Here is a 19,237-nt window from a genome sequence, read left to right on the forward strand (position 1 = left end):
GCCCTGAGGCACGAGCGGCTCGACGAGCCGGATCAGACGCGGCGACGCTTCGGCGGGCGGCAGCCGTTGTGCGCCTGCGGGGTGACGTCCTGGATCGAACCGACCTCGAGGCCGGCGGCCGTCAGCGAACGGATCGCGGTCTCGCGACCCGAGCCCGGTCCCTTGACGAAGACGTCGACCTTCTTGACGCCGTGCTCCTGCGCCTGGCGGGCGGCCGACTCGGCGGCCAGACCAGCGGCGTAGGGGGTCGACTTGCGCGAGCCCTTGAAGCCCACGCCACCCGACGATGCCCAGCTGATGACAGCGCCGGACGGGTCGGTGATCGAAACGATGGTGTTGTTGAACGTCGACTTGATGTGGGCGTGGCCCAGCGCGATGTTCTTCTTTTCCTTGCGGCGCGGCTTGCGCGCGGCGGCCTTGGGTGCAGCCATGAAAGTGTTCTCCTAGTCCCTGGGGGCCGCGCTTAGCGGGCCTTCTTCTTGCCTGCGACGGTGCGCTTCGGGCCCTTGCGGGTACGGGCGTTGGTCTTGGTGCGCTGGCCACGGACCGGGAGGCCACGACGGTGGCGGATGCCCTCGTAGGAGCCGATCTCGACCTTGCGGCGGATGTCTGCGGCGACCTCGCGGCGCAGGTCACCCTCCACCTTGTAGGTACCTTCGATGTGGTCGCGGAGGGCGATCAGCTGGTCGTCGCTGAGGTCCTTCACGCGGATGCTCTCGTCGATCTCCGTCGCCTTGAGGATCTCGACGGAGCGGGTACGGCCGACGCCGTAGATGTAGGTAAGGGCGATCACCACGCGCTTGTCGCGCGGGATGTCAACGCCGGCAAGACGTGCCATGCGGTTCTCCTGTGTTTGGTAGAGGTGTGGAGCAGGATCGGTGCCCGGGCCTCTGTCCCGAGGTGTCCTCCACTCGCGTGGAATCTGATCCTGCCGTTGTGTGTGTTGAGTTGTGAGTCAGATCTGGCGAGGTCTGCCGGCGAAGCCGACGAACCTCCGACCGAGCACTTAGCCCTGGCGCTGCTTGTGGCGCGGGTTGCTCTTGCAGATCACCATGACGCGGCCGTGGCGACGGATCACCTTGCAGTGATCGCACATGGGCTTGACGCTGGGGTTGACCTTCATGATGTGTTCCTATTCGCTGTCTTCGTACCGCCCCGAGCTGGGGCAGGCCGTTACTTCTCGACCGATCAGCGGTAGCGGTAGACGATACGGCCGCGGGTGAGGTCGTAGGGGCTGAGCTCCACGACGACGCGGTCCTCGGGGATGATGCGGATGTAGTTCTGCCGCATCTTGCCTGAGATCGTTGCCAGGACCTTGTGTCCGTTGGAGAGCTCAACGCGGAACATCGCGTTGGGCAGAGCCTCGGAGATCACGCCCTCGATCTCGATGACACCGTCTTTCTTAGCCATAGCCTCGCTGACGCTTCTGCAGACCGGTCGATCTGCGGTGGGTGGTTGGATTGCGATACCTCTGCCGATTCAGACACGCCGAATCAAGGCGCAAGGCACCAAGGATCTATGTTATCCGACAACGGGTGTTCCGGCAACCTGAGAAGGATGCCGGAACTCCCGTTGGTGGACGTGAGTGGATCAGCCGAGGATCTTGGCGAACTCGGTCGCGATCTCGCTGTTGTCGATGCGCGTGCCGTTGACCTCGACGGTCGGGGTTCCGGTGATCTCGTGGGCCTTCGTCTGCGAGTCGGCGAACTTCGTGTACGTGCCGTCGGCGATGCAGTCGGCTGCCGCCCCCGCGCCCGCCTGTTCGGCAAGGGCGCTGAGCTCCGCGACGCTGAGGCCTGCGGAGTTCTCCTCCGGCTGGTTCGTGAAGAGCAGGTTGAAGTAGTCCAGTGTCGCGTCGGGAGCCTCAGCGGCGACGCAGTACATGGAGCCGGCCGACAGGGACGAGTACTGGCCGGTCGTCGAGTACCGGTTGAGGATCGAGACCGGGTGGATGTTCAGCGTGATCTGGTTATCGGCGGCTGCCGCCTGCAGCTGCTCGCCGTATGCGTCCTCGAACTGGCCGCACACGGGGCACATGAAGTCGACGTACGTGTCGATCTCGTCCTCGCCCGTACCGAACGAGATCGCACCGGTCTCCTCGTTCACGATCGAGCTCTGCGGCGCGGTGCCGGGTGACGTGGCCTGGTTGTTCAGGAACACGACGACGAAGGCGAGGACGGCCAGAACGACCACCACTGCCGCCGAGACGCCGATCACGAACCAGTTGGTGTTGCCTTTCGCGGCTGCCATGGTTTTCCGTTTCTGTCGAGGCCCACTCGCGGTGGACCCGGCCTGAAGTCTGCGGGCGCATGCGCACCCATACACCCATTGTGCCCGGAGAAACCTATGTGCGCGTTGTGACGATCCTCCGCATGACGCCGGACGCCGCTCGCAGCATCCGCCGGATCAGGCGATCGGCGTCGGCTTCACGCCGAAGGGTGCGAGGCCTGCCGCTCCCCCGTCGACGGCCGTGAGCACCCAGATGCCCCCCTCGTGCAGGGCGACGCTGTGCTCCCAGTGCGAGCCGTCGGTGCCGTCGACCGTCGAGACCGTCCAGTCGTCGTCCTCGACGAAGGTCTCGTCGCCGCCGGCGGTGACCATCGGCTCGATGGCGAGCACGAGCCCCGGCTTGACCTCGGCGCCGGGATCGGGCGTGCGGTAGTTGAACACGCTCGGCGCCTCATGCATCTTGCGGCCGATGCCGTGACCCACGTACTCGCGGAGGATGCCGTAGGTCTCGCCGGAGACCACTGACGGGCCCTGTGCCTCGATGTAGCCCTGAATGGCTGCACCGATGTCGCCCAGGTGCGAGACGGACGCCATGGCGGCGATTCCGGCCCACATCGACCCCTCCGTCACCCGGGAGAGCTCCTCGCGCTGGGCGATCAGCTCGGGGCGGCTGTCGTCCGGCACCACGACGGTGATCGCGCTGTCGCCGTTCCACCCCTGGTACTGCGCACCGCAGTCGATCGAGACGATGTCGCCCGCCTGCAGCACCCGCTCGCCGGGGATGCCGTGCACGACCTCCTCGTTGACCGAGATGCAGGTCGTGTGGCGGTAGCCGCGGACGAGCTGGAAGTTCGACTCCGCGCCGCGAGCAAGGATCACCCTGTTCGCCTCGGCGTCGAGCTCGAGCGTCGTGACACCGGGACGGATCAGCGGACGGACGGCCTCGAGGGCCGCCGCCGTGATGAGGCCGGGTTCGACCATCGCGCGCAGCTGTGCGGCGCTCTTGTAGATCGACTTGCGGAACATCGTGCGCAGATCAGGCCGCGAGGCGCAGACCGCGTGCGGTCAGCGCCGCGAAGACGCGCTCGGTGATCTCGTCGAGGCTGCCGACGCCGTCGATGCGGTCGACGACGCCTCGCGGGCCGTAGACCTCGAGGATCGGAGCCGTCTCGTGCTCGTAGATGTCCAGGCGATGCGCGATGGCCTCGTCGGTATCGTCCGACCGCCCCTGCTCCGCCGCGCGGAGCTTGAGACGCTCGATGCTCTCCTCGCGAGGAACGTCGAGCAGGATCACCGCGTCGAGGGACTCGCCGCGCTCCGCCAGAAACGCGTCGAGGTGCGCCACCTGAGCCGAGTTACGGGGGTATCCGTCGAGCAGGAAGCCGTTTGCCGCATCATCCTGCGACAGGCGATCGCGGACGATCTCGCTGGTCAGCTCGTCGGGGACCAGATCGCCGCGGTCGAGGACAGCCGTGACCTGCTGGCCGAGCGGCGTGCCCTCTTTGATGTTCGCCCGGAAGATGTCGCCGGTGGACACGACCGGGATGCCGTAGGACTCGGCGATGCGGACACCCTGGGTGCCTTTGCCCGATCCCTGCGGTCCGACGATGAGGAGACGAGCTGATCGAGTCATCGGAGGAGCCCTTCGTAGTGACGCTGCTGCAGCTGCGCATCGATCTGCTTGACCGTCTCGAGACCGACACCCACGATGATGAGGATCGACGCGCCACCGAACGGGAAGTTCTGGTTGGCGCCGACGGTGGCGAGAGCGATCAGCGGGATCAGCGCGATCAGGCCGAGGTAGATCGAGCCGGGAAGCGTGATGCGTGTGAGCACGTAATCGAGGTACTCGGCGGTCGGACGGCCAGCACGGATGCCGGGGATGAACCCGCCGTACTTCTTCATGTTGTCGGCGACCTCGACGGGGTTGAACGTGATTGCGACGTAGAAGTAGGTGAACCCGATGATCAGCAGGAAGTACGCGGCCATGTAGACCGGGTGGTTACCCGTGGTGAAGTTCGCGCTGATCCACGTGACCCACGCCGCGGGCTCGGAGCCGTCCTGCGGGGTGTTGAACTGCGCGATCAGTGCCGGGATGTACAGCAGCGACGAGGCGAAGATCACGGGGATCACGCCCGCCATGTTCACCTTGATCGGGATGTAGGTGTTCGTGCCGCCGTAGGTGCGGCGTCCGACCATGCGCTTGGCATACTGCACCGGAATACGCCGCTGGGACTGCTCGACGAACACGACGAGGCCCATCACGATGATTCCGACCAGCAGCACCAGGAGGAAGACCTCGAATCCCTTGCTCTCCCAGATGAGCCACATGGCGCCGGGGAAGGTCGCGGCGATCGACGTGAAGATGAGCAGCGACATGCCGTTGCCGATGCCGCGCTCGGTGACGAGCTCGGCGAACCACATGATGAGGCCGGTGCCGGCGGTCATCGCCATGATGATGAGCAGCTGTGCCCACCACACGTCGTTCGTAAGCAGGTTCTGGCAGGCGGCGACGTCGGTCGTGCCGAAGAGCTGTCCGCTGCGGGCGACCGTGACGAGGGTCGTCGACTGCAGCAGTGCCAGCGCGATCGTCAGGTAGCGCGTGTACTGGGTGAGTCGTGCCTGACCGGCCTGACCCTCCTTGTGAAGCGCCTCGAAGTGAGGGATGACGACCCGCAGGAGCTGGGTGATGATCGTCGCGGTGATGTACGGCATGACGCCGAGCGCGAAGATCGAGAGCTGGAGGAGCGCGCCACCGGAGAACAGGTTGACGAGACCGAGGAGTCCCTCTGTGCCTGAGTTCAGAGCCAGGCACTCCTCGACGTTCGGGAAGTTCACGAACGGAGCAGGGACATTCGAGCCAAGCCGGTAGATGGCGACGATGGCGAGGGTGAAACCGATCTTCCGACGCAGGTCGGGCGTGCGGAAGATCCGCGCGATGGCGCTAAACAAGGACGTCCTCCTGAAAAGGTTGCCGATCCCTGAGGGACGGCTGAAAGAACAGGCTAACCCATAAGAGGGGCCGGAGAATCTCCGACCCCTCTTATGAAGTGGTTACTTGACGGATCCGCCGGCCGCCACGATCTTCTGCTCGGCAGAACCCGAGACCTTGTCGACCGCGACGGTGAGCTTCACGGCGATGTCGCCGTTTCCGAGAACCTTGACCTTTTCGTTCTTGCGAACGGCACCCTTGGCGACGAGGTCGCTGATGGTGACGTCGCCACCCTTGGGGTACAGCTCCGCGAGCTTCTCCAGGTTCACGACCTGGTACTCCACGCGGAACGGGTTCTTGAACCCGCGCAGCTTCGGGGTGCGCATGTGCAGAGGCATCTGCCCACCCTCGAAGCCGACGCGAACGGTGTTGCGAGCCTTCGTACCCTTGGTACCGCGACCCGCGGTCTTGCCCTTGGAGCCCTCACCGCGACCGACACGGGTCTTCGCGGTGTTGGATCCGGGGACCGGACGCAGGTGGTGCACCTTGAGCACGCCGGGGCGGGATGCCGGAGCATCCTTCTTCGGCGCAGCCTTCTTGGCAGCCGGCTTCTTGACGGCGTCGGCCTTGGCCTCGGTCGCCTTCGCCGGTGCCTTCTTGGCGGCGGGCTTCTTCTCAGCTGCGGCCTTGGGAGCGGCAGCCTTCTTCGGGGCCTTCTCGGCCTCGACGGCTTCGTTCTTCTCAGCCATTAGTCGATCTCCTCAACCTTGACGAGGTGGGCGACGGTCTTGACGTAACCGCGCGTCTGCGCGTCGTCGGGGCGAACGGTGCTGTCACCGATGCGCTTCAGACCGAGGCTGCGCAGCGTGTCACGCTGGTTCTGCTTCTCGCTCACCTTGGACTTGACCTGCGTGACCTTCAGGCGCGCAGCCATCAGGCACCTACCTTCTGTGCGGCGATGGCGTCAGCCTCCGCACGGACGAGACGCGCGGGTGCGACCTGGTCGAACTCGAGGCCACGACGTGCGGCGACCGCACGGGGCTCCTCGAGCTGCTTCAGAGCCGTCACCGTCGCGTGCACGATGTTGATCGTGTTCGACGAGCCGAGCGACTTCGACAGCACGTCGTGGATACCGGCGCACTCGAGCACGGCGCGGACGGGACCACCGGCGATGACACCGGTACCGGCAGCGGCCGGACGGAGCAGGACGACGCCTGCTGCGGCCTCACCCTGCACGGGGTGCGGGATGGTGCTTCCGACGCGCGGAACGCGGAAGAAGTTGCGCTTGGCCTCTTCGACACCCTTCGAGATCGCCAGAGGGACCTCGCGGGCCTTGCCGTAGCCGACACCCACCAGACCGTTGCCGTCACCGACGACCACGAGAGCGGTGAAGCTGAAGCGACGACCACCCTTCACGACCTTCGAGACACGGTTGATGGTGACCACGCGCTCGAGGAACTGGTTGTCCCCACGGTCGCGGGAGTTGCGGTCACGGCCACCCTGGTTGCGGTCACCACGACCCCCGCCGCGGCGGTTGTCGCGCTGAGACGGCTCGGCCTGCGTGGTGCCGGCGGCAGTCTCGGAAGTGGCAGCTGCCGCTTCGGTCACTTCGTTCTCCTTGTTGTCACTCACAGTGCCAGACCCCCTTCGCGGGCGCCGTCGGCGATGGCGGCGACACGACCTGCGTAGCGGTTGCCGCCACGGTCGAACACTGCCTCGGAAACGCCGGCAGCCTTCGCGCGCTCGGCGAGAAGTTCGCCGACCTTGCGGGCCTTGGCGGTCTTGTCACCCTCGAGCGAGCGCAGGTCGGTCTCGAGCGTCGAAGCCGACGCGACGGTGTGACCCTTGCTGTCGTCGACAAGCTGCACGAAGACGTGGCGAGCCGAACGGTTGACGACGAGGCGCGGACGCACCTCGGTGCCGACGACCTTCTTGCGAAGGCGGGCGTGACGACGCGCGCGGGCGTCAGACTTTGACTTGAGAGCCATGGTTACTTACCACTCTTTCCGGCCTTGCGACGCACGATCTCGCCGGCGTAGCGCACACCCTTGCCCTTGTACGGCTCGGGCTTGCGGATCTTGCGGATGTTCGCAGCTGCCTCGCCGACAGCCTGCTTGTCGATACCACTGACCGTGAGCTTGTTGTTGCCCTCGACCGTCAGCGTGATACCGGCGGGCGGGTCGATGAGGACCGGGTGCGAGAAGCCCAGGGCGAACTCGACCGAGCTGCCCTTCTGAGCGACGCGGTAACCGGTTCCGACAACCTCGAGACCCTTGGTGTAGCCCTGGGTCACGCCGATGATGTTGTTGTTGATGAGCGTGCGGGTCAGGCCGTGAAGCGACCGGGACTCGCGCTCATCGTCGGGGCGGGTGACGAGAACCTGGTTCTCCTCGACCGCGACCTCGATGGGCTTTGCGACCGTCAGGGTGAGCTCACCCTTGGGGCCCTTCACCGCGACCTCACGGCCGTCGACCGAGATGGTCACGCCCGCGGGAACGTCGATGGGAAGTCGTCCAATACGCGACATTTTCGATTACCACACGTAGGCGAGAACTTCTCCGCCCACGCCCTTCTGCTCTGCCTGACGGTCGGTGAGAAGACCGGAGGAGGTGGACAGGATGGCCACGCCGAGGCCGCCGAGGACCCTGGGGAGCTCGGTGGACTTCGCGTACACGCGGAGGCCCGGCTTCGACACGCGCTTGATGCCCGCGATCGAACGCTCGCGGTTGGGGCCGTACTTCAGCTGAAGGGTGAGGTTCGAGCCGACGCGAGCGTCAGTCGTCTCCCATCCAGCGATGTAGCCCTCCTGCTGGAGGATCTCGGCGATGTGCGTCTTGAGCTTGCTCGAGGGCAGGGTCACGGAATCGTGGTGCGCCGAGTTCGCGTTACGCAGACGGGTCAGCAGATCTGCGACCGGGTCTGTCATTGTCATTGTTGTTTTCCTTTGTTCATGAGGTTCCGGCTGCCGTTACACGACAGACGGCCTGCGATGACACGCAATCTTCAATTGTACGGGATCGGGCGGGGCGCTGTGCGCCCCGCCCGAAACCGCTTACGCCTTGGCGTCTTCCGTACGGAAGGGGAAGCCGAGGTGACGCAGAAGTGCGCGACCTTCGTCGTCCGTCTTCGCGGTGGTGACGACAGTGATGTCGAAACCGCGAACCCGGTCGATCTTGTCCTGATCGATCTCGTGGAACACGCTCTGCTCCTGGAGACCGAAGGTGTAGTTGCCGTTGCCGTCGAACTGCTTGGCCGACAGACCGCGGAAGTCGCGGATGCGGGGCAGAGCGAGCGAGACGAGGCGGTCCAGGAACTCCCACGCACGGTCGCCACGGAGGGTGACGTGTGCGCCGATGGCCTGGCCCTCGCGCAGCTTGAACTGCGCGATCGACTTGCGTGCCTTCGTGACGAGCGGCTTCTGACCGGTGATCTTGGTGAGATCGTCGATCGCGCCGTCGATCACCTTGCTGTCACGGGCCGCTTCACCGACACCGGTGTTCACGACGACCTTGACCAGACCGGGGATCTGCATCACGTTGGTGTAGCCGAACTCATCCTGCATCTTCTGCTGGATCTCGGCCTTGTACTTCGCCTTCAGGCGGGGCTGGATCTTGCCAGCCACCGCAGCGTCGGTGGTTGCCATCAGAGGTCCTTACCTGACTTCTTCGCGTACCGCACACGGACGGTGCGCTTGACGCCGTCCTTGGTCTGCTCCTCGACCCGGTGGCCGACCTTGGTCGGCTTCTTGGTCGAGGGGTCGACGAGTGCGACGTTCGAGATGTGGATGGAGGCCTCGACAGTCTCGAGGCCGCCCGTCTTGGTGCCACGCTGCGTCTGACCGACACGCGTGTGCTTGGTGACGTAGTTCACGCCTTCGACGATGATGCGGTTCTTGTCGGCCAGGATCTCGAGGACCTTGCCCTGCTTGCCGCGATCTCCGCCACGCTCCTGCGTCGCTCCGGTGATGACCTGAACCAGGTCACCCTTCTTGATCTTCGCCATGACTTAAATAACCTCCGGCGCCAGCGAGACGATCTTCATGAACTTCTTGTCACGAAGCTCGCGACCGACCGGTCCGAAGATACGGGTGCCGCGGGGCTCCCCGTCGTTCTTCAGGATCACGGCGGCGTTCTCGTCGAACTTGATGTACGAACCGTCGGGACGGCGCGTGGACTTGACCGTGCGGACGATGACGGCCTTGACCACATCGCCCTTCTTGACGTTTCCGCCCGGGATCGCGTCCTTGACAGTCGCGACGATCGTGTCACCGAGACCGGCGTAACGACGACGCGAGCCGCCGAGAACACGGATGGTGAGCAGTTCCTTCGCGCCGGTGTTGTCGGCGACCTTGAGGCGGGATTCCTGCTGGATCACTTGGCCTTCTCCAGAATCTCCACCAGACGCCAGCGCTTCGTGGCGCTGAGCGGGCGGGTCTCGTTGATCAGGACGAGGTCGCCGATGCCGGCGGAGTTCGCCTCATCGTGCGCCTTGACCTTCGAGGTGCGGCGGATGACCTTGCCGTAAAGCGGGTGCTTCACGCGGTCCTCGACCTCGACCACGATGGTCTTGTCCATCTTGTCGCTGATGACGTAGCCACGACGCGACTTGCGGTACCCACGGGCATCCGCATCGCGGACGTCGTGTGCGGCGTGCTCAGCCTCGACGGCGGCTTCCTTCTTGGTGGCCATCACTCAGCCTCTTCCTTCACGGCGTCGTCGGCGGAGTCCGCCTTCTTCGCCTTCGACTTGGTCGCCTTCTTGGCCGGAACCTCGACGGGAGCGGGCGTGGCACGGATGCCCAGCTCGCGCTCGCGGATCACGGTGTACAGGCGCGCGATGTCGCGCTTGACGGCGCGGATGCGGCCGTGGCTCTCCAGCTGGCCGGTGGCCGACTGGAAACGGAGGTTGAACAGCTCCTCCTTGGCCTTACGCAGCTCCTCAACGAGGCGCTGGTCTTCGAACGTGTCGAGCTCTGCCGGAGCGAGCTCCTTGGTGCCGATCGCCATTACGCGTCGCCCTCCTCGCGCTTGATGATGCGTGCCTTGAGAGGCAGCTTGTGAATTGCTCGGGTCAGTGCCTCGCGAGCGAGTTCCTCGCTCACACCGGAGACCTCGAAGAGGACGCGACCCGGCTTGACGTTGGCGACCCACCACTCGGGGGAACCCTTACCGGAACCCATGCGGGTCTCAGCAGGCTTCTTGGTGAGCGGACGGTCAGGGTAGATGTTGATCCACACCTTTCCGCCACGCTTGATGTGACGGGTGACCGCGATACGAGCGGACTCGATCTGACGGTTCGTCACATAAGCAGGCGTGAGCGCCTGGATGCCGTACTCGCCGAAGGAGACCTTCGTGCCACCGGTCGCCTGGCCGCTACGGCCGGGGTGGTGCTGCTTACGGAACTTGACCTTACGGGGAATAAGCATCAGGCAGACGCTCCTTCTGCGACGGGTGCCTCGTTGCGCGGTGCACGACGACGGTCGCCACCACGGTCATCACGACGAGCCTTGGGGGCGTTGGCCTGCTCGCGAGCGAGCTCCTTCGCCGTCAGGTCGCCCTTGTAGATCCAGACCTTCACGCCGATGCGGCCGAAGGTGGTCTTGGCCTCGTAGAAGCCATAGTCGATGTTCGCGCGCAGCGTGTGCAGCGGCACACGACCCTCGCGGTAGAACTCCGAACGGCTCATCTCGGCGCCGCCGAGGCGGCCGGAGACCTGGATGCGGATGCCCTTGGCGCCAGCGCGCTGCGCGCCCTGGAGACCCTTGCGCATCGCACGACGGAACGCCACGCGAGCAGAGAGCTGCTCGGCGATGCCCTGTGCGACGAGCTGAGCGTCGGCCTCGGGGTTCTTGACCTCGAGGATGTTCAGCTGGATCTGCTTGCCCGAGAGCTTCTCGAGGTCGCCGCGGATGCGCTCGGCCTCTGCTCCACGACGACCGATCACGATGCCCGGACGGGCGGTGTGGATGTCGACGCGGACGCGGTCACGGGTGCGCTCGATCTCGATGTTCGAGACACCGGCGCGGTCGAGCTGCGTCTTCAGCAGGTTGCGGATCTTGATGTCCTCGGCGACGTAGTCGGCGTAACGCTGACCCGGCTTCGTCGAGTCCGAGAACCAACGCGACACATGGTCAGTCGTGATGCCGAGGCGGAAGCCGTACGGGTTTACTTTCTGTCCCATTACTTGCTCGCCTTCTTGTTGCTGTCGCTTGCCGCAGCCGGAGCTGCCTCAGGCGTCGAGAGCACGACCGTGATGTGGCTCGTGCGCTTCTTGATCTGGAAAGCGCGACCCTGTGCACGGGGCTGGAAACGCTTGAGCGTCGTGCCCTCGTCTACGTAGGCGTTAGCCACGTACAGGTCCTGCTCGTCGAGGTACTCGCCGTCACGATCCGCCTTGACCTGCGCGTTGGCCATGGCCGACGCGACAAGCTTGTAGATCGGCTCACTGGCGCTCTGCTGCGCGAACTTCAGGATCGCCAGAGCCTCCTGGGCCTGCTTGCCCTTGATGAGCGCGACGACACGACGAGCCTTCTGAGGGGTCACGCGGATGTGTCGCACGCGTGCGATGGACTCCACCATTTCTCTCTCCTCTATCGCCACCGCGTCAGCGGCGGCGGCCCTTCTTGTCGTCCTTCTCGTGGCCGCGGAAGGTGCGGGTGGGCGCGAACTCGCCCAGTTTGTGGCCGACCATGGTCTCGGACACAAACACGGGGATGTGCTTGCGACCGTCGTGGACCGCGATCGTGTGACCCAGCATGGCCGGGATGATCATGGACCGGCGAGACCAGGTCTTGATGACGTTCTTGGTGCCGGCTTCGTTCTGCACGACCACCTTGCGAAGCAGGTGATCGTCGACGAAGGGGCCCTTCTTAAGACTGCGAGGCATCTTCTCTTACTCCTACTTACGCTTCTTGCCGGCGTTACGACGACGCACGATGTACTTGTCGCTTTCCTTGTTGGCGTGACGGGTGCGACCCTCAGCCTGGCCCCACGGGGAGACGGGGTGACGTCCACCGGACGTCTTGCCCTCACCACCACCGTGCGGGTGGTCGACCGGGTTCATCGCGACACCACGGACGGTCGGGCGGACGCCCTTCCAGCGCATGCGGCCGGCCTTACCCCAGTTGATGTTCGACTGCTCGGCGTTTCCGACCTCGCCGATGGTCGCGCGGCAGCGCGCATCGACGTTGCGGATCTCGCCCGAGGGCAGACGCAGCTGAGCGAAGTTGCCATCCTTGGCGACGAGACGGACGGATGCACCGGCCGAACGTGCCATCTTCGCGCCGCCACCGGGACGGAGCTCGATCGCGTGGATGACGGTACCCGTCGGGATGTTCTTCAGCGGGAGGTTGTTGCCCGGCTTGATGTCGGCACCTGCACCCGACTCGATGACGTCGCCCTGCTTGAGCTTCGCCGGCGCGAGGATGTAGCGCTTCTCGCCGTCGAAGTAGTGCAGCAGCGCGATGCGTGCCGTGCGGTTGGGGTCGTACTCGATGTGAGCGACCTTGGCGTCCACGCCGTCCTTGTCATTGCGACGGAAGTCGATGACGCGGTACTGGCGCTTGTGGCCACCACCGATGTGACGGGTCGTGATACGGCCCTGGTTGTTGCGACCACCGGTCTTCGAGAGCGGGCGCAGCAGCGACTTCTCCGGCGTCGATCGGGTGATCTCGGCGAAGTCAGCCACCGACGAGCCGCGACGGCCCGGGGTCGTGGGCTTGTACTTGCGAATAGCCATTATTGTCCTTATCCCCCGGATCAGCCGATTGCCGTGAAGATGTCGATGGTGCCCGACTTCAGGGTCACGATGGCGCGCTTGGTGTCCTTGCGCTTGCCCGTGCCGAAGCGGGTGCGACGAGCCTTGCCGACGCGGTTGAGGGTGTTGACCCCAGCGACCTTGACGCCGAAGATCTTCTCGATGGCGAGCTTGATCTCGGTCTTCGAAGCGCGCGGGTCCACGAGGAAGGTGTACTTACCCTCGTCGATGAGACCGTAGCTCTTCTCGGACACGACCGGCTTCAGGATGATGTCGCGCGGGTCCTTGTTCAGGGCCGTCTGGAGAACAGATGCCTGCTCGCTCATGCGGAGACCTCCTGGTTGGCGCCGGACTTGGAGGCGATGAAGCCCTCGAGCGCGGCCTGGGTGAAGACGATGTCGTCGGAGACGAGCACGTCGTATGCGTTGAGCTGGTCGAACGTCAGCACGTGCAGGTTCGACAGGTTGCGGATGCTCTTCAGCGTCACGTCGTCGTTGCGCTCGATGACCACGAGCACGTTCTTCGACGAGACGACGTTGGTGAGGAAGTTCACCGCGGTCTTGGTCGAAGGCGTGCCGTCGATGCCGAACGACTCGATGGCGTGGATGCGGTCACCGCGGAAGCGGTCGCTCAGTGCACCACGGAGGGCGGCGGCGATCATCTTCTTGGGGGTGCGCTGCGAGTAATCGCGCGGCTTGGGGCCGTGCACGATTCCACCACCGGTCATGTGCGGCGCGCGGATGGAGCCCTGACGGGCGTTACCCGTGCCCTTCTGCTTGAAGGGCTTGCGGCCGGCACCCGAGACCTCACCGCGACGCTTGGTCGAGTGGGTTCCCTGGCGAGCCGCCGCGAGCTGCGCGACGACGACCTGGTGGATGAGCGGGATGTTCGTCTTGGCGTCGAACAGTTCGGCGGGAAGCTCGATCGAGCCAGCCTTCTTGCCGTCTGCCTTGAGGACGTCAAGCGCGAGAGTGGAGTCAGCCATGATCAGGCACCCTTCACTGCGTTGCGGACGTAGACGATGCGGCCACGAGCACCGGGGACGGCGCCCTTGACGAGCAGCAGACCCTTCTCGATGTCGACGGCGTGCACCGTGAGGTTGAGGACGGTCACGCGCTCGCCACCCATACGGCCGGCCATGCGCATGCCCTTGAAGACGCGGCTCGGGGTCGACGATGCGCCGATCGAGCCGGGCTTGCGGTGGTTGCGGTGCGAACCGTGCGAAGCCGAGACGCCCTTGAAGTTGTGACGCTTCATGACACCGGCGAAGCCCTTGCCCTTGCTGGTGCCGACGACGTCGACGAGCTGGCCGGCTTCGAACGTGCCGTCGACCGTGAGCTCCTGGCCCAGCGAGTAGTCGCCGGCATCCGCGGTGCGGATCTCGGTGACGTGACGACGCGGCGTGACGCCTGCAGCCTCGAAGTGAGCGGTCAGCGGCTTGTTCACCTTGCGCGGGTCGATCTGGCCGTATGCGATCTGCACGGCGTTGTAGCCGTCCTTCTCGGGGGTACGGATCTGCGTGACCACGTTCGAGGCGAGCTCGATGACGGTGACGGGAACGAGCTTGCCGCTCTCGTTCCAGACCTGGGTCATACCGAGCTTCGTGCCCAGCATGCCCTTGGAAATCTTGGAGTTGATGTCAACCATGTCCGACCTCAGAGCTTGATCTCGATGTTGACATCGGCAGGAAGGTCGAGACGCATCAGCGAGTCGACAGCCTTGGGCGTCGGGTCGACGATGTCGATCAGACGCTTGTGGGTGCGCATCTCGAAGTGCTCGCGGCTGTCCTTGTACTTGTGCGGCGACCGGATGACGCACACGACGTTCTTCTCGGTCGGAAGGGGCACGGGGCCGACGACCGTGGCGCCCGCGCGGGTCACCGTGTCGACGATCTTGCGTGCGGACGTGTCGATGACCTCGTGGTCATACGACTTCAGGCGAATGCGGATCTTCTGTCCCGCCATTGTCTGCTCTCTCTCTTTAAGCGTCTTACCGACCTAGGCCGGGTGACCCAGGGGCATTGGACGCACGTCGGCGCTGTTCGCGCCTCGGCACTCGAACGGCTCTCGCGAGTCGATCTGCTGCACCACTGTTCTGCTGTCATCCCGCACGCCTCGCGACGAGCGGATGTCCGACCTCCGCCGCGCACGGCAGAGCCCTCATGATGAAGATGTCGGGATCGTTCTGCCACCCGCGGCCTAGGTCCCTGCGCGTCTGCGCCGCCTATGCACTGCCGTGATGGTGATCCGGTCACGCTGAGCACGCCGGAATGTCGAACCTGTCTATTCTGCCATGGCCGATTTCACTTGCGCAAACCCGGGCGTGTCGCGCCGGCTGTGCATCTCCTGAGGGCACGCCCCAGCCGTCGGATCGGCGTCTCTGATCGACGCCGCCGACGACCCCTCAGCGCGCTGAGGAGAGCGGGGCGAGGCATCCCCATGCCTCGCCCCGCTTGGGGAGGGCGTTCAGTGCGAGGGGGCACACCGAACGCGAGGAGACCGGCGTGAAGGGACGCCGGGATCCTCGACCGAGGGCGCGGCGAAGCGACCGCCGCGCGGGCGGGAAGACGTCAGAGCGCACAGAGTGCGCGCGTCGCACGATGATCCCCAAAATCGTATTCCCCAGTTTGACGCGGCGAACCGCGTGAATTCGGGATGTCGAACCCCTTCGACATCCCTGATCGCAAGTTCCCCAGGCGATCGAGAACCATCCTACGGGAACAGGCCGCTTAAACGCGATACCGCCACCCGGAATACTTGGTTCCGGATGCAAAAGAGCGGCGACTCCCCGCAGGGAGCCGCCGCTCTCGGTGTCAGTGGCGAGCGTTACTCGTTGCCGACGGCCTTGTCGGCGCTGTCGCGGATCTCGTCGATCTTGTCCGCGGCACCCGGAGCGAGCTTCTTCGCGAAGTCGGCGACGCCGTCGAGGACCTTGTCGCTGATGTCCTCGGCCTGCTCGCTCTTGACGGCCTCGGCGATCTTGTCCTTGTTCTGCTCGTACAGATCCTTGCCCTTGTTGACGGTGTCCTCGATACCCATGCGGGCCCCCTTGTATGCGATCGGATGCGGCGGATCCCCGACGCACGTTCATTCTGCCCGGATCGGCGCCCCGGCGGAAGAGACGCGAAAGGGGCGGTCATGAAGACCGCCCCTCCCTGCCGCGACTACTCGGCGGTGACGGCATCCCGTCGACGGCGGTACGCGAGGAACAGCCCTCCGGAGACGAGCATCAGCAGCGCCATCGCGATCAGGCTCCAGGCCGTCTCGGCTCCGGTCGTCGCGAGCGGATCGGCCGCCTTCACATCGACTGTCGCGTCGTCGACGAGCTGCGCCTCATCGGTCTGCTCGGTCGGCGAATCCACCACGACGGCATTGGTGACCGACGGGTAGGCCTGCTCGCCGATGCGCACCCGCAGCGTGAGAGTGACCTCCTCATCGAGGGCGCGACCGTCTTCGAGCGTCCACGTCACGACACGACCGTCGACCCGCACACCCTGATCGGGCGAGCTGTCGAACGTGAGCCCCGCGGGCAGGGCATCCGTGATGGTGACGGGACCGGGGTCGGCGGTCGGGCCGTCGTTGCGCACCACGATCTCGTACACGCCGACCTTGCCGACCTGGAAGGCGCCGACGGCGGTCTTCGTGACCACGAGCGCGGCGAGGCCAGGCACCGTCACCGCGTCGGACGCGCGGTTGTCGTCCGGCGTGCGGTCGGGGTGCTCCTCGGTGATCTCCGTCGCCGTGACATCCGCGACGTTGACGACCTCGGAGTACGCCGCGACCAGCACCCGCGTCGTCACAACGAGCGGGGCGGCGGTCTCTCCCGGTGCGAGCGACAGCGCGTAGCGCGCGGTCACCAGGGTTCCGGCGAGAGGATCCTCGGCGTCGGCCGGCGCGATCGAGTCGATCGTCCAGTCATCGCCCACCCGGTAGCCCACGAGAGTGGTGACCTCGAGACCCGCAGGCACGAGATCCGTCACCACGACCCCGGTCGCCTCGGACGGACCGCTGTTGCGCACCTCGAGGGTGAACGGCAGCAGGTCGCCGATGCGCACGGCATCCGCATCATGCGTCTTGGTGATCGCGAGATCGACCTCCCTATCCACCGTCACGGCAGCAGTGTCGGTGTCGTTGTCGGAGTTCGAGTCCGGCGTACCGGATGACACCGTGGCCGTGTTCGTCAGCGTCGCCCCCTGCACCACGGTCGGGTCGATCAGCGCATCGAGTTCGATCACGGGCGTCGCAGCGGTCGCGGCGTCGCCCGCGAGTGCCATGAAGCTCACGCCCTCGGGAAGACGGTCGGTGACCGTGACAGGACCGACCGCGTCGCTGGCACCGAGGTTGGCGACCTCCACCCGGTAGCGGACGCTCTCGCCCGCCACCGCGGAGGAGATATCCGCGCCCTCGCCGTCGATCGCCGTCTTGATCAGCTGCAGATCGGCGTCGGTCGTGACGTCGATCACCGCCGTGTCGGTGTCCTCGTGCGGCGAGTCCGACCGGCTGTCCGACCACGACAGGGTCGCCGTGTTCGTCAGGGCCGTGCCCGTCGGGACGTTCGACACGACGAGAGCGACCACGGTGATGGTGCTGTCGCCCAGCGGGTGGCCCACCTGCGAGCAGCTTTCGCTCGCATCGTCGCATGTCCACCCCTCGCCGGCGATCGAGATCGCGCTGAGGCCCTCCGGAAGCACATCCGTGACGAACGCGTCGGCGACCGAAGGACCGTCGTTGCGCACCGTGAGCGTGTACTCGACCTCGGTACCCGCGGGTCGAACGCATGCTGAATTCCCCTTAACCCTGCACGCCACTCCCCGGTGTGCAGGTACTCCCCTATCCGCATGCGCACCGCTTCGCGAGCTCAGGAGGGCGTGGGGCCTCTCCGAGCATCAGCGGTGTCGTGACCGACCTTGACCTCGGGCACGAGCGTGCGTACTGCGCGGAACGCAGCACTCACAACGACATATGACACTTCGCGTTATATTCAAGAACATAAACGCCGGAGCGTCGCGGGAGCACGAAAAAAGGGGCCGGACCCGAAGGCCCGACCCCTTTTTTCAGGAAGCAGATGCTTACTTGATGATCTTCGTGACCGTACCGGCGCCGACGGTGCGTCCACCCTCACGGATGGCGAAGCCGAGGCCCTCCTCCATGGCGATCGGCTGGATCAGCTCGACCGTCACGTCGGTGGTGTCGCCGGGCATGACCATCTCGGTGCCCTCGGGCAGCGTGATGACGCCGGTGACGTCGGTGGTGCGGAAGTAGAACTGCGGGCGGTAGTTCGTGTAGAAGGGGTTGTGACGCCCACCCTCATCCTTGGACAGGATGTACGCGGTGCCCGCGAAGTCGGTGTGCGGCGTGACCGAACCCGGCTTGACGATGACCTGACCGCGCTCGACGTCCTCACGCTTCGTGCCACGGAGCAGGAGACCACAGTTCTCGCCGGCCCATGCCTCGTCGAGCTGCTTGTGGAACATCTCGATACCCGTGACCGTGGTCTTGACGGTCGGACGCAGTCCGACGATCTCGACCTCGGAGTTGATGGCCAGCGTGCCACGCTCGGCGCGGCCGGTGACGACGGTTCCACGACCGGTGATCGTGAAGACGTCCTCTACGGGCATCAGGAACGGCTTGTCCTTGTCGCGCACGGGGTCGGGAACGTTGTTGTCGACGGCCTCCATGAGGTCGAGGATGGACTGGGTCCACTTCTCGTCACCCTCGAGTGCCTTCAGAGCGGAGACGCGGACGACAGGAGCGTCCTCGGCGAAGCCCTGCGAGGCGAGGAGCTCGGAGACCTCGAGCTCGACGAGCTCCAGGATCTCCTCGTCGTCGACCATGTCGGCCTTGTTCAGCGCGACCAGCAGGTACGGCACGCCGACCTGCTTGGCGAGCAGCACGTGCTCACGCGTCTGAGCCATCGGGCCGTCGGTGGCGGCGACCACGAGGATCGCGCCGTCCATCTGAGCAGCACCGGTGATCATGTTCTTGACGTAGTCGGCGTGGCCGGGTGCGTCGACGTGCGCGTAGTGGCGCTTCGGGGTCTCGTACTCGATGTGCGAGATGTTGATGGTGATTCCACGCTGGCGCTCTTCCGGCGCCGAGTCGATGGAAGCGAAGTCGCGCTGCACGTTCGTGTCGGAGGGGTACTTGTCAGCAAGCACCTTCGAGATCGCTGCGGAGAGCGTGGTCTTGCCGTGGTCGACGTGACCGATCGTTCCGATGTTGACGTGCGGCTTGGTCCGCTCGAACTTGGCCTTAGCCACTTGGTCCTCCTCAGGACGTCGTGTAGAGGTCACCGGGCACTGGATTGCGACCGGATCTCTACG

The 19,237-nt window shown here is 65.3% G+C and carries 31 protein-coding genes; all 31 read right to left on the minus strand.

Going from position 1 to position 19,237, the window contains the following annotated elements:
• Positions 1–32 precede the first annotated feature (32 nt).
• The 31 genes from rpsK to tuf all read right to left on the minus strand — a co-directional run bounded on the left by rpsK (position 33) and on the right by tuf (position 19,174).
• Positions 33–431 carry a 30S ribosomal protein S11 gene (rpsK, locus tag OD997_RS08225; protein WP_042538796.1) on the minus strand — a complete coding sequence of 133 codons (399 nt, stop codon included), beginning with the start codon at positions 429–431 and terminating at the stop codon, positions 33–35.
• Between the two features lie 32 nt (positions 432–463).
• Positions 464–838, minus strand: a complete 375-nt coding sequence (rpsM, locus tag OD997_RS08230) for a 30S ribosomal protein S13 (protein ID WP_056312854.1) — start codon at positions 836–838, stop codon at positions 464–466.
• Between the two features lie 168 nt (positions 839–1,006).
• A complete protein-coding gene (gene rpmJ, locus OD997_RS08235; protein WP_033106073.1) occupies positions 1,007–1,123 on the minus strand; it encodes a 50S ribosomal protein L36 in 117 nt (38 codons plus the stop codon).
• Positions 1,124–1,188: 65 nt separating this feature from the next.
• Complete coding sequence (gene infA, locus OD997_RS08240) at positions 1,189–1,410, minus strand: translation initiation factor IF-1 (protein WP_017201569.1); 222 nt, start codon at positions 1,408–1,410, stop codon at positions 1,189–1,191.
• Positions 1,411–1,590: 180 nt separating this feature from the next.
• Positions 1,591–2,250 (minus strand): DsbA family protein, encoded by a 660-nt coding sequence (locus OD997_RS08245; protein ID WP_056312856.1) that lies wholly within the window; start codon positions 2,248–2,250, stop codon positions 1,591–1,593.
• Positions 2,251–2,406: 156 nt separating this feature from the next.
• Positions 2,407–3,255, minus strand: a complete 849-nt coding sequence (gene map / locus OD997_RS08250; RefSeq protein ID WP_434331160.1) for a type I methionyl aminopeptidase — start codon at positions 3,253–3,255, stop codon at positions 2,407–2,409.
• 10 nt (positions 3,256–3,265) lie between these two features.
• Positions 3,266–3,862, minus strand: coding sequence for an adenylate kinase (locus OD997_RS08255; protein WP_056312860.1), 597 nt, complete (start codon positions 3,860–3,862; stop codon positions 3,266–3,268).
• Positions 3,859–5,181 (minus strand): preprotein translocase subunit SecY, encoded by a 1,323-nt coding sequence (secY, locus tag OD997_RS08260; protein WP_056514161.1) that lies wholly within the window; start codon positions 5,179–5,181, stop codon positions 3,859–3,861. The genes OD997_RS08255 and secY overlap by 4 nt, the downstream gene beginning before the upstream one ends.
• Positions 5,182–5,283: 102 nt before the next feature.
• A complete protein-coding gene (gene rplO / locus OD997_RS08265; protein ID WP_082478091.1) occupies positions 5,284–5,910 on the minus strand; it encodes a 50S ribosomal protein L15 in 627 nt (208 codons plus the stop codon).
• Entirely contained in the window at positions 5,910–6,095 is a 186-nt protein-coding gene (rpmD, locus tag OD997_RS08270) for a 50S ribosomal protein L30 (protein ID WP_042538783.1), read from the minus strand. Before rpmD ends, rplO begins: the two co-directional genes overlap by 1 nt.
• Positions 6,095–6,793, minus strand: a complete 699-nt coding sequence (gene rpsE / locus OD997_RS08275; protein ID WP_056514163.1) for a 30S ribosomal protein S5 — start codon at positions 6,791–6,793, stop codon at positions 6,095–6,097. Before rpsE ends, rpmD begins: the two co-directional genes overlap by 1 nt.
• A complete protein-coding gene (gene rplR, locus OD997_RS08280; RefSeq protein ID WP_029260926.1) occupies positions 6,790–7,149 on the minus strand; it encodes a 50S ribosomal protein L18 in 360 nt (119 codons plus the stop codon). The genes rpsE and rplR overlap by 4 nt, the downstream gene beginning before the upstream one ends.
• A gap of 2 nt (positions 7,150–7,151) precedes the next feature.
• The gene (rplF, locus tag OD997_RS08285) at positions 7,152–7,688 is read right to left on the minus strand and encodes a 50S ribosomal protein L6 (RefSeq protein ID WP_431071059.1); all 537 of its coding nucleotides are present in this window, start codon (positions 7,686–7,688) and stop codon (positions 7,152–7,154) included.
• A gap of 6 nt (positions 7,689–7,694) precedes the next feature.
• Positions 7,695–8,093 (minus strand): 30S ribosomal protein S8, encoded by a 399-nt coding sequence (rpsH, locus tag OD997_RS08290; protein ID WP_045253835.1) that lies wholly within the window; start codon positions 8,091–8,093, stop codon positions 7,695–7,697.
• A gap of 120 nt (positions 8,094–8,213) precedes the next feature.
• The gene (gene rplE, locus OD997_RS08295; protein ID WP_056312866.1) at positions 8,214–8,804 is read right to left on the minus strand and encodes a 50S ribosomal protein L5; all 591 of its coding nucleotides are present in this window, start codon (positions 8,802–8,804) and stop codon (positions 8,214–8,216) included.
• Positions 8,804–9,163 carry a 50S ribosomal protein L24 gene (gene rplX, locus OD997_RS08300; protein WP_042538767.1) on the minus strand — a complete coding sequence of 120 codons (360 nt, stop codon included), beginning with the start codon at positions 9,161–9,163 and terminating at the stop codon, positions 8,804–8,806. The genes rplE and rplX overlap by 1 nt, the downstream gene beginning before the upstream one ends.
• 3 nt (positions 9,164–9,166) lie before the next feature.
• The gene (rplN, locus tag OD997_RS08305; protein WP_053097479.1) at positions 9,167–9,535 is read right to left on the minus strand and encodes a 50S ribosomal protein L14; all 369 of its coding nucleotides are present in this window, start codon (positions 9,533–9,535) and stop codon (positions 9,167–9,169) included.
• A complete protein-coding gene (gene rpsQ, locus OD997_RS08310; protein WP_042538763.1) occupies positions 9,532–9,849 on the minus strand; it encodes a 30S ribosomal protein S17 in 318 nt (105 codons plus the stop codon). The genes rplN and rpsQ overlap by 4 nt, the downstream gene beginning before the upstream one ends.
• Positions 9,849–10,166, minus strand: coding sequence for a 50S ribosomal protein L29 (gene rpmC, locus OD997_RS08315; RefSeq protein ID WP_045278747.1), 318 nt, complete (start codon positions 10,164–10,166; stop codon positions 9,849–9,851). Before rpmC ends, rpsQ begins: the two co-directional genes overlap by 1 nt.
• Positions 10,166–10,585, minus strand: coding sequence for a 50S ribosomal protein L16 (gene rplP / locus OD997_RS08320; protein ID WP_056312870.1), 420 nt, complete (start codon positions 10,583–10,585; stop codon positions 10,166–10,168). Before rplP ends, rpmC begins: the two co-directional genes overlap by 1 nt.
• The gene (gene rpsC, locus OD997_RS08325) at positions 10,585–11,340 is read right to left on the minus strand and encodes a 30S ribosomal protein S3 (protein ID WP_017201587.1); all 756 of its coding nucleotides are present in this window, start codon (positions 11,338–11,340) and stop codon (positions 10,585–10,587) included. The genes rplP and rpsC overlap by 1 nt, the downstream gene beginning before the upstream one ends.
• A complete protein-coding gene (gene rplV / locus OD997_RS08330; protein WP_053097482.1) occupies positions 11,340–11,738 on the minus strand; it encodes a 50S ribosomal protein L22 in 399 nt (132 codons plus the stop codon). Before rplV ends, rpsC begins: the two co-directional genes overlap by 1 nt.
• Before the next feature lie 25 nt (positions 11,739–11,763).
• Positions 11,764–12,045: a 30S ribosomal protein S19 gene (rpsS, locus tag OD997_RS08335; RefSeq protein ID WP_017829205.1), complete on the minus strand. Its 282-nt coding sequence runs from the start codon at positions 12,043–12,045 to the stop codon at positions 11,764–11,766.
• A gap of 12 nt (positions 12,046–12,057) precedes the next feature.
• Entirely contained in the window at positions 12,058–12,897 is an 840-nt protein-coding gene (gene rplB / locus OD997_RS08340; RefSeq protein WP_045253842.1) for a 50S ribosomal protein L2, read from the minus strand.
• A 20-nt stretch (positions 12,898–12,917) separates the two neighbouring features.
• Positions 12,918–13,241 carry a 50S ribosomal protein L23 gene (gene rplW / locus OD997_RS08345; RefSeq protein WP_017829206.1) on the minus strand — a complete coding sequence of 108 codons (324 nt, stop codon included), beginning with the start codon at positions 13,239–13,241 and terminating at the stop codon, positions 12,918–12,920.
• Complete coding sequence (gene rplD / locus OD997_RS08350; RefSeq protein WP_045253843.1) at positions 13,238–13,900, minus strand: 50S ribosomal protein L4; 663 nt, start codon at positions 13,898–13,900, stop codon at positions 13,238–13,240. The genes rplW and rplD overlap by 4 nt, the downstream gene beginning before the upstream one ends.
• Before the next feature lie 2 nt (positions 13,901–13,902).
• Positions 13,903–14,562, minus strand: a complete 660-nt coding sequence (rplC, locus tag OD997_RS08355; protein WP_056312872.1) for a 50S ribosomal protein L3 — start codon at positions 14,560–14,562, stop codon at positions 13,903–13,905.
• An 8-nt stretch (positions 14,563–14,570) separates the two neighbouring features.
• The gene (gene rpsJ / locus OD997_RS08360; protein WP_017201594.1) at positions 14,571–14,879 is read right to left on the minus strand and encodes a 30S ribosomal protein S10; all 309 of its coding nucleotides are present in this window, start codon (positions 14,877–14,879) and stop codon (positions 14,571–14,573) included.
• A gap of 861 nt (positions 14,880–15,740) precedes the next feature.
• Positions 15,741–15,953, minus strand: a complete 213-nt coding sequence (locus OD997_RS08365) for a hypothetical protein (protein WP_056312873.1) — start codon at positions 15,951–15,953, stop codon at positions 15,741–15,743.
• Between the two features lie 125 nt (positions 15,954–16,078).
• Complete coding sequence (locus OD997_RS08370) at positions 16,079–17,722, minus strand: LPXTG cell wall anchor domain-containing protein (protein WP_434331161.1); 1,644 nt, start codon at positions 17,720–17,722, stop codon at positions 16,079–16,081.
• A 261-nt stretch (positions 17,723–17,983) separates the two neighbouring features.
• Positions 17,984–19,174, minus strand: a complete 1,191-nt coding sequence (tuf, locus tag OD997_RS08375; protein ID WP_053097508.1) for an elongation factor Tu — start codon at positions 19,172–19,174, stop codon at positions 17,984–17,986.
• Between the last annotated feature and the right edge of the window lie 63 nt (positions 19,175–19,237).

It is taken from the genome of Microbacterium sp. CGR1 (assembly GCF_051062835.1).
Lineage (GTDB): Bacteria > Actinomycetota > Actinomycetes > Actinomycetales > Microbacteriaceae > Microbacterium.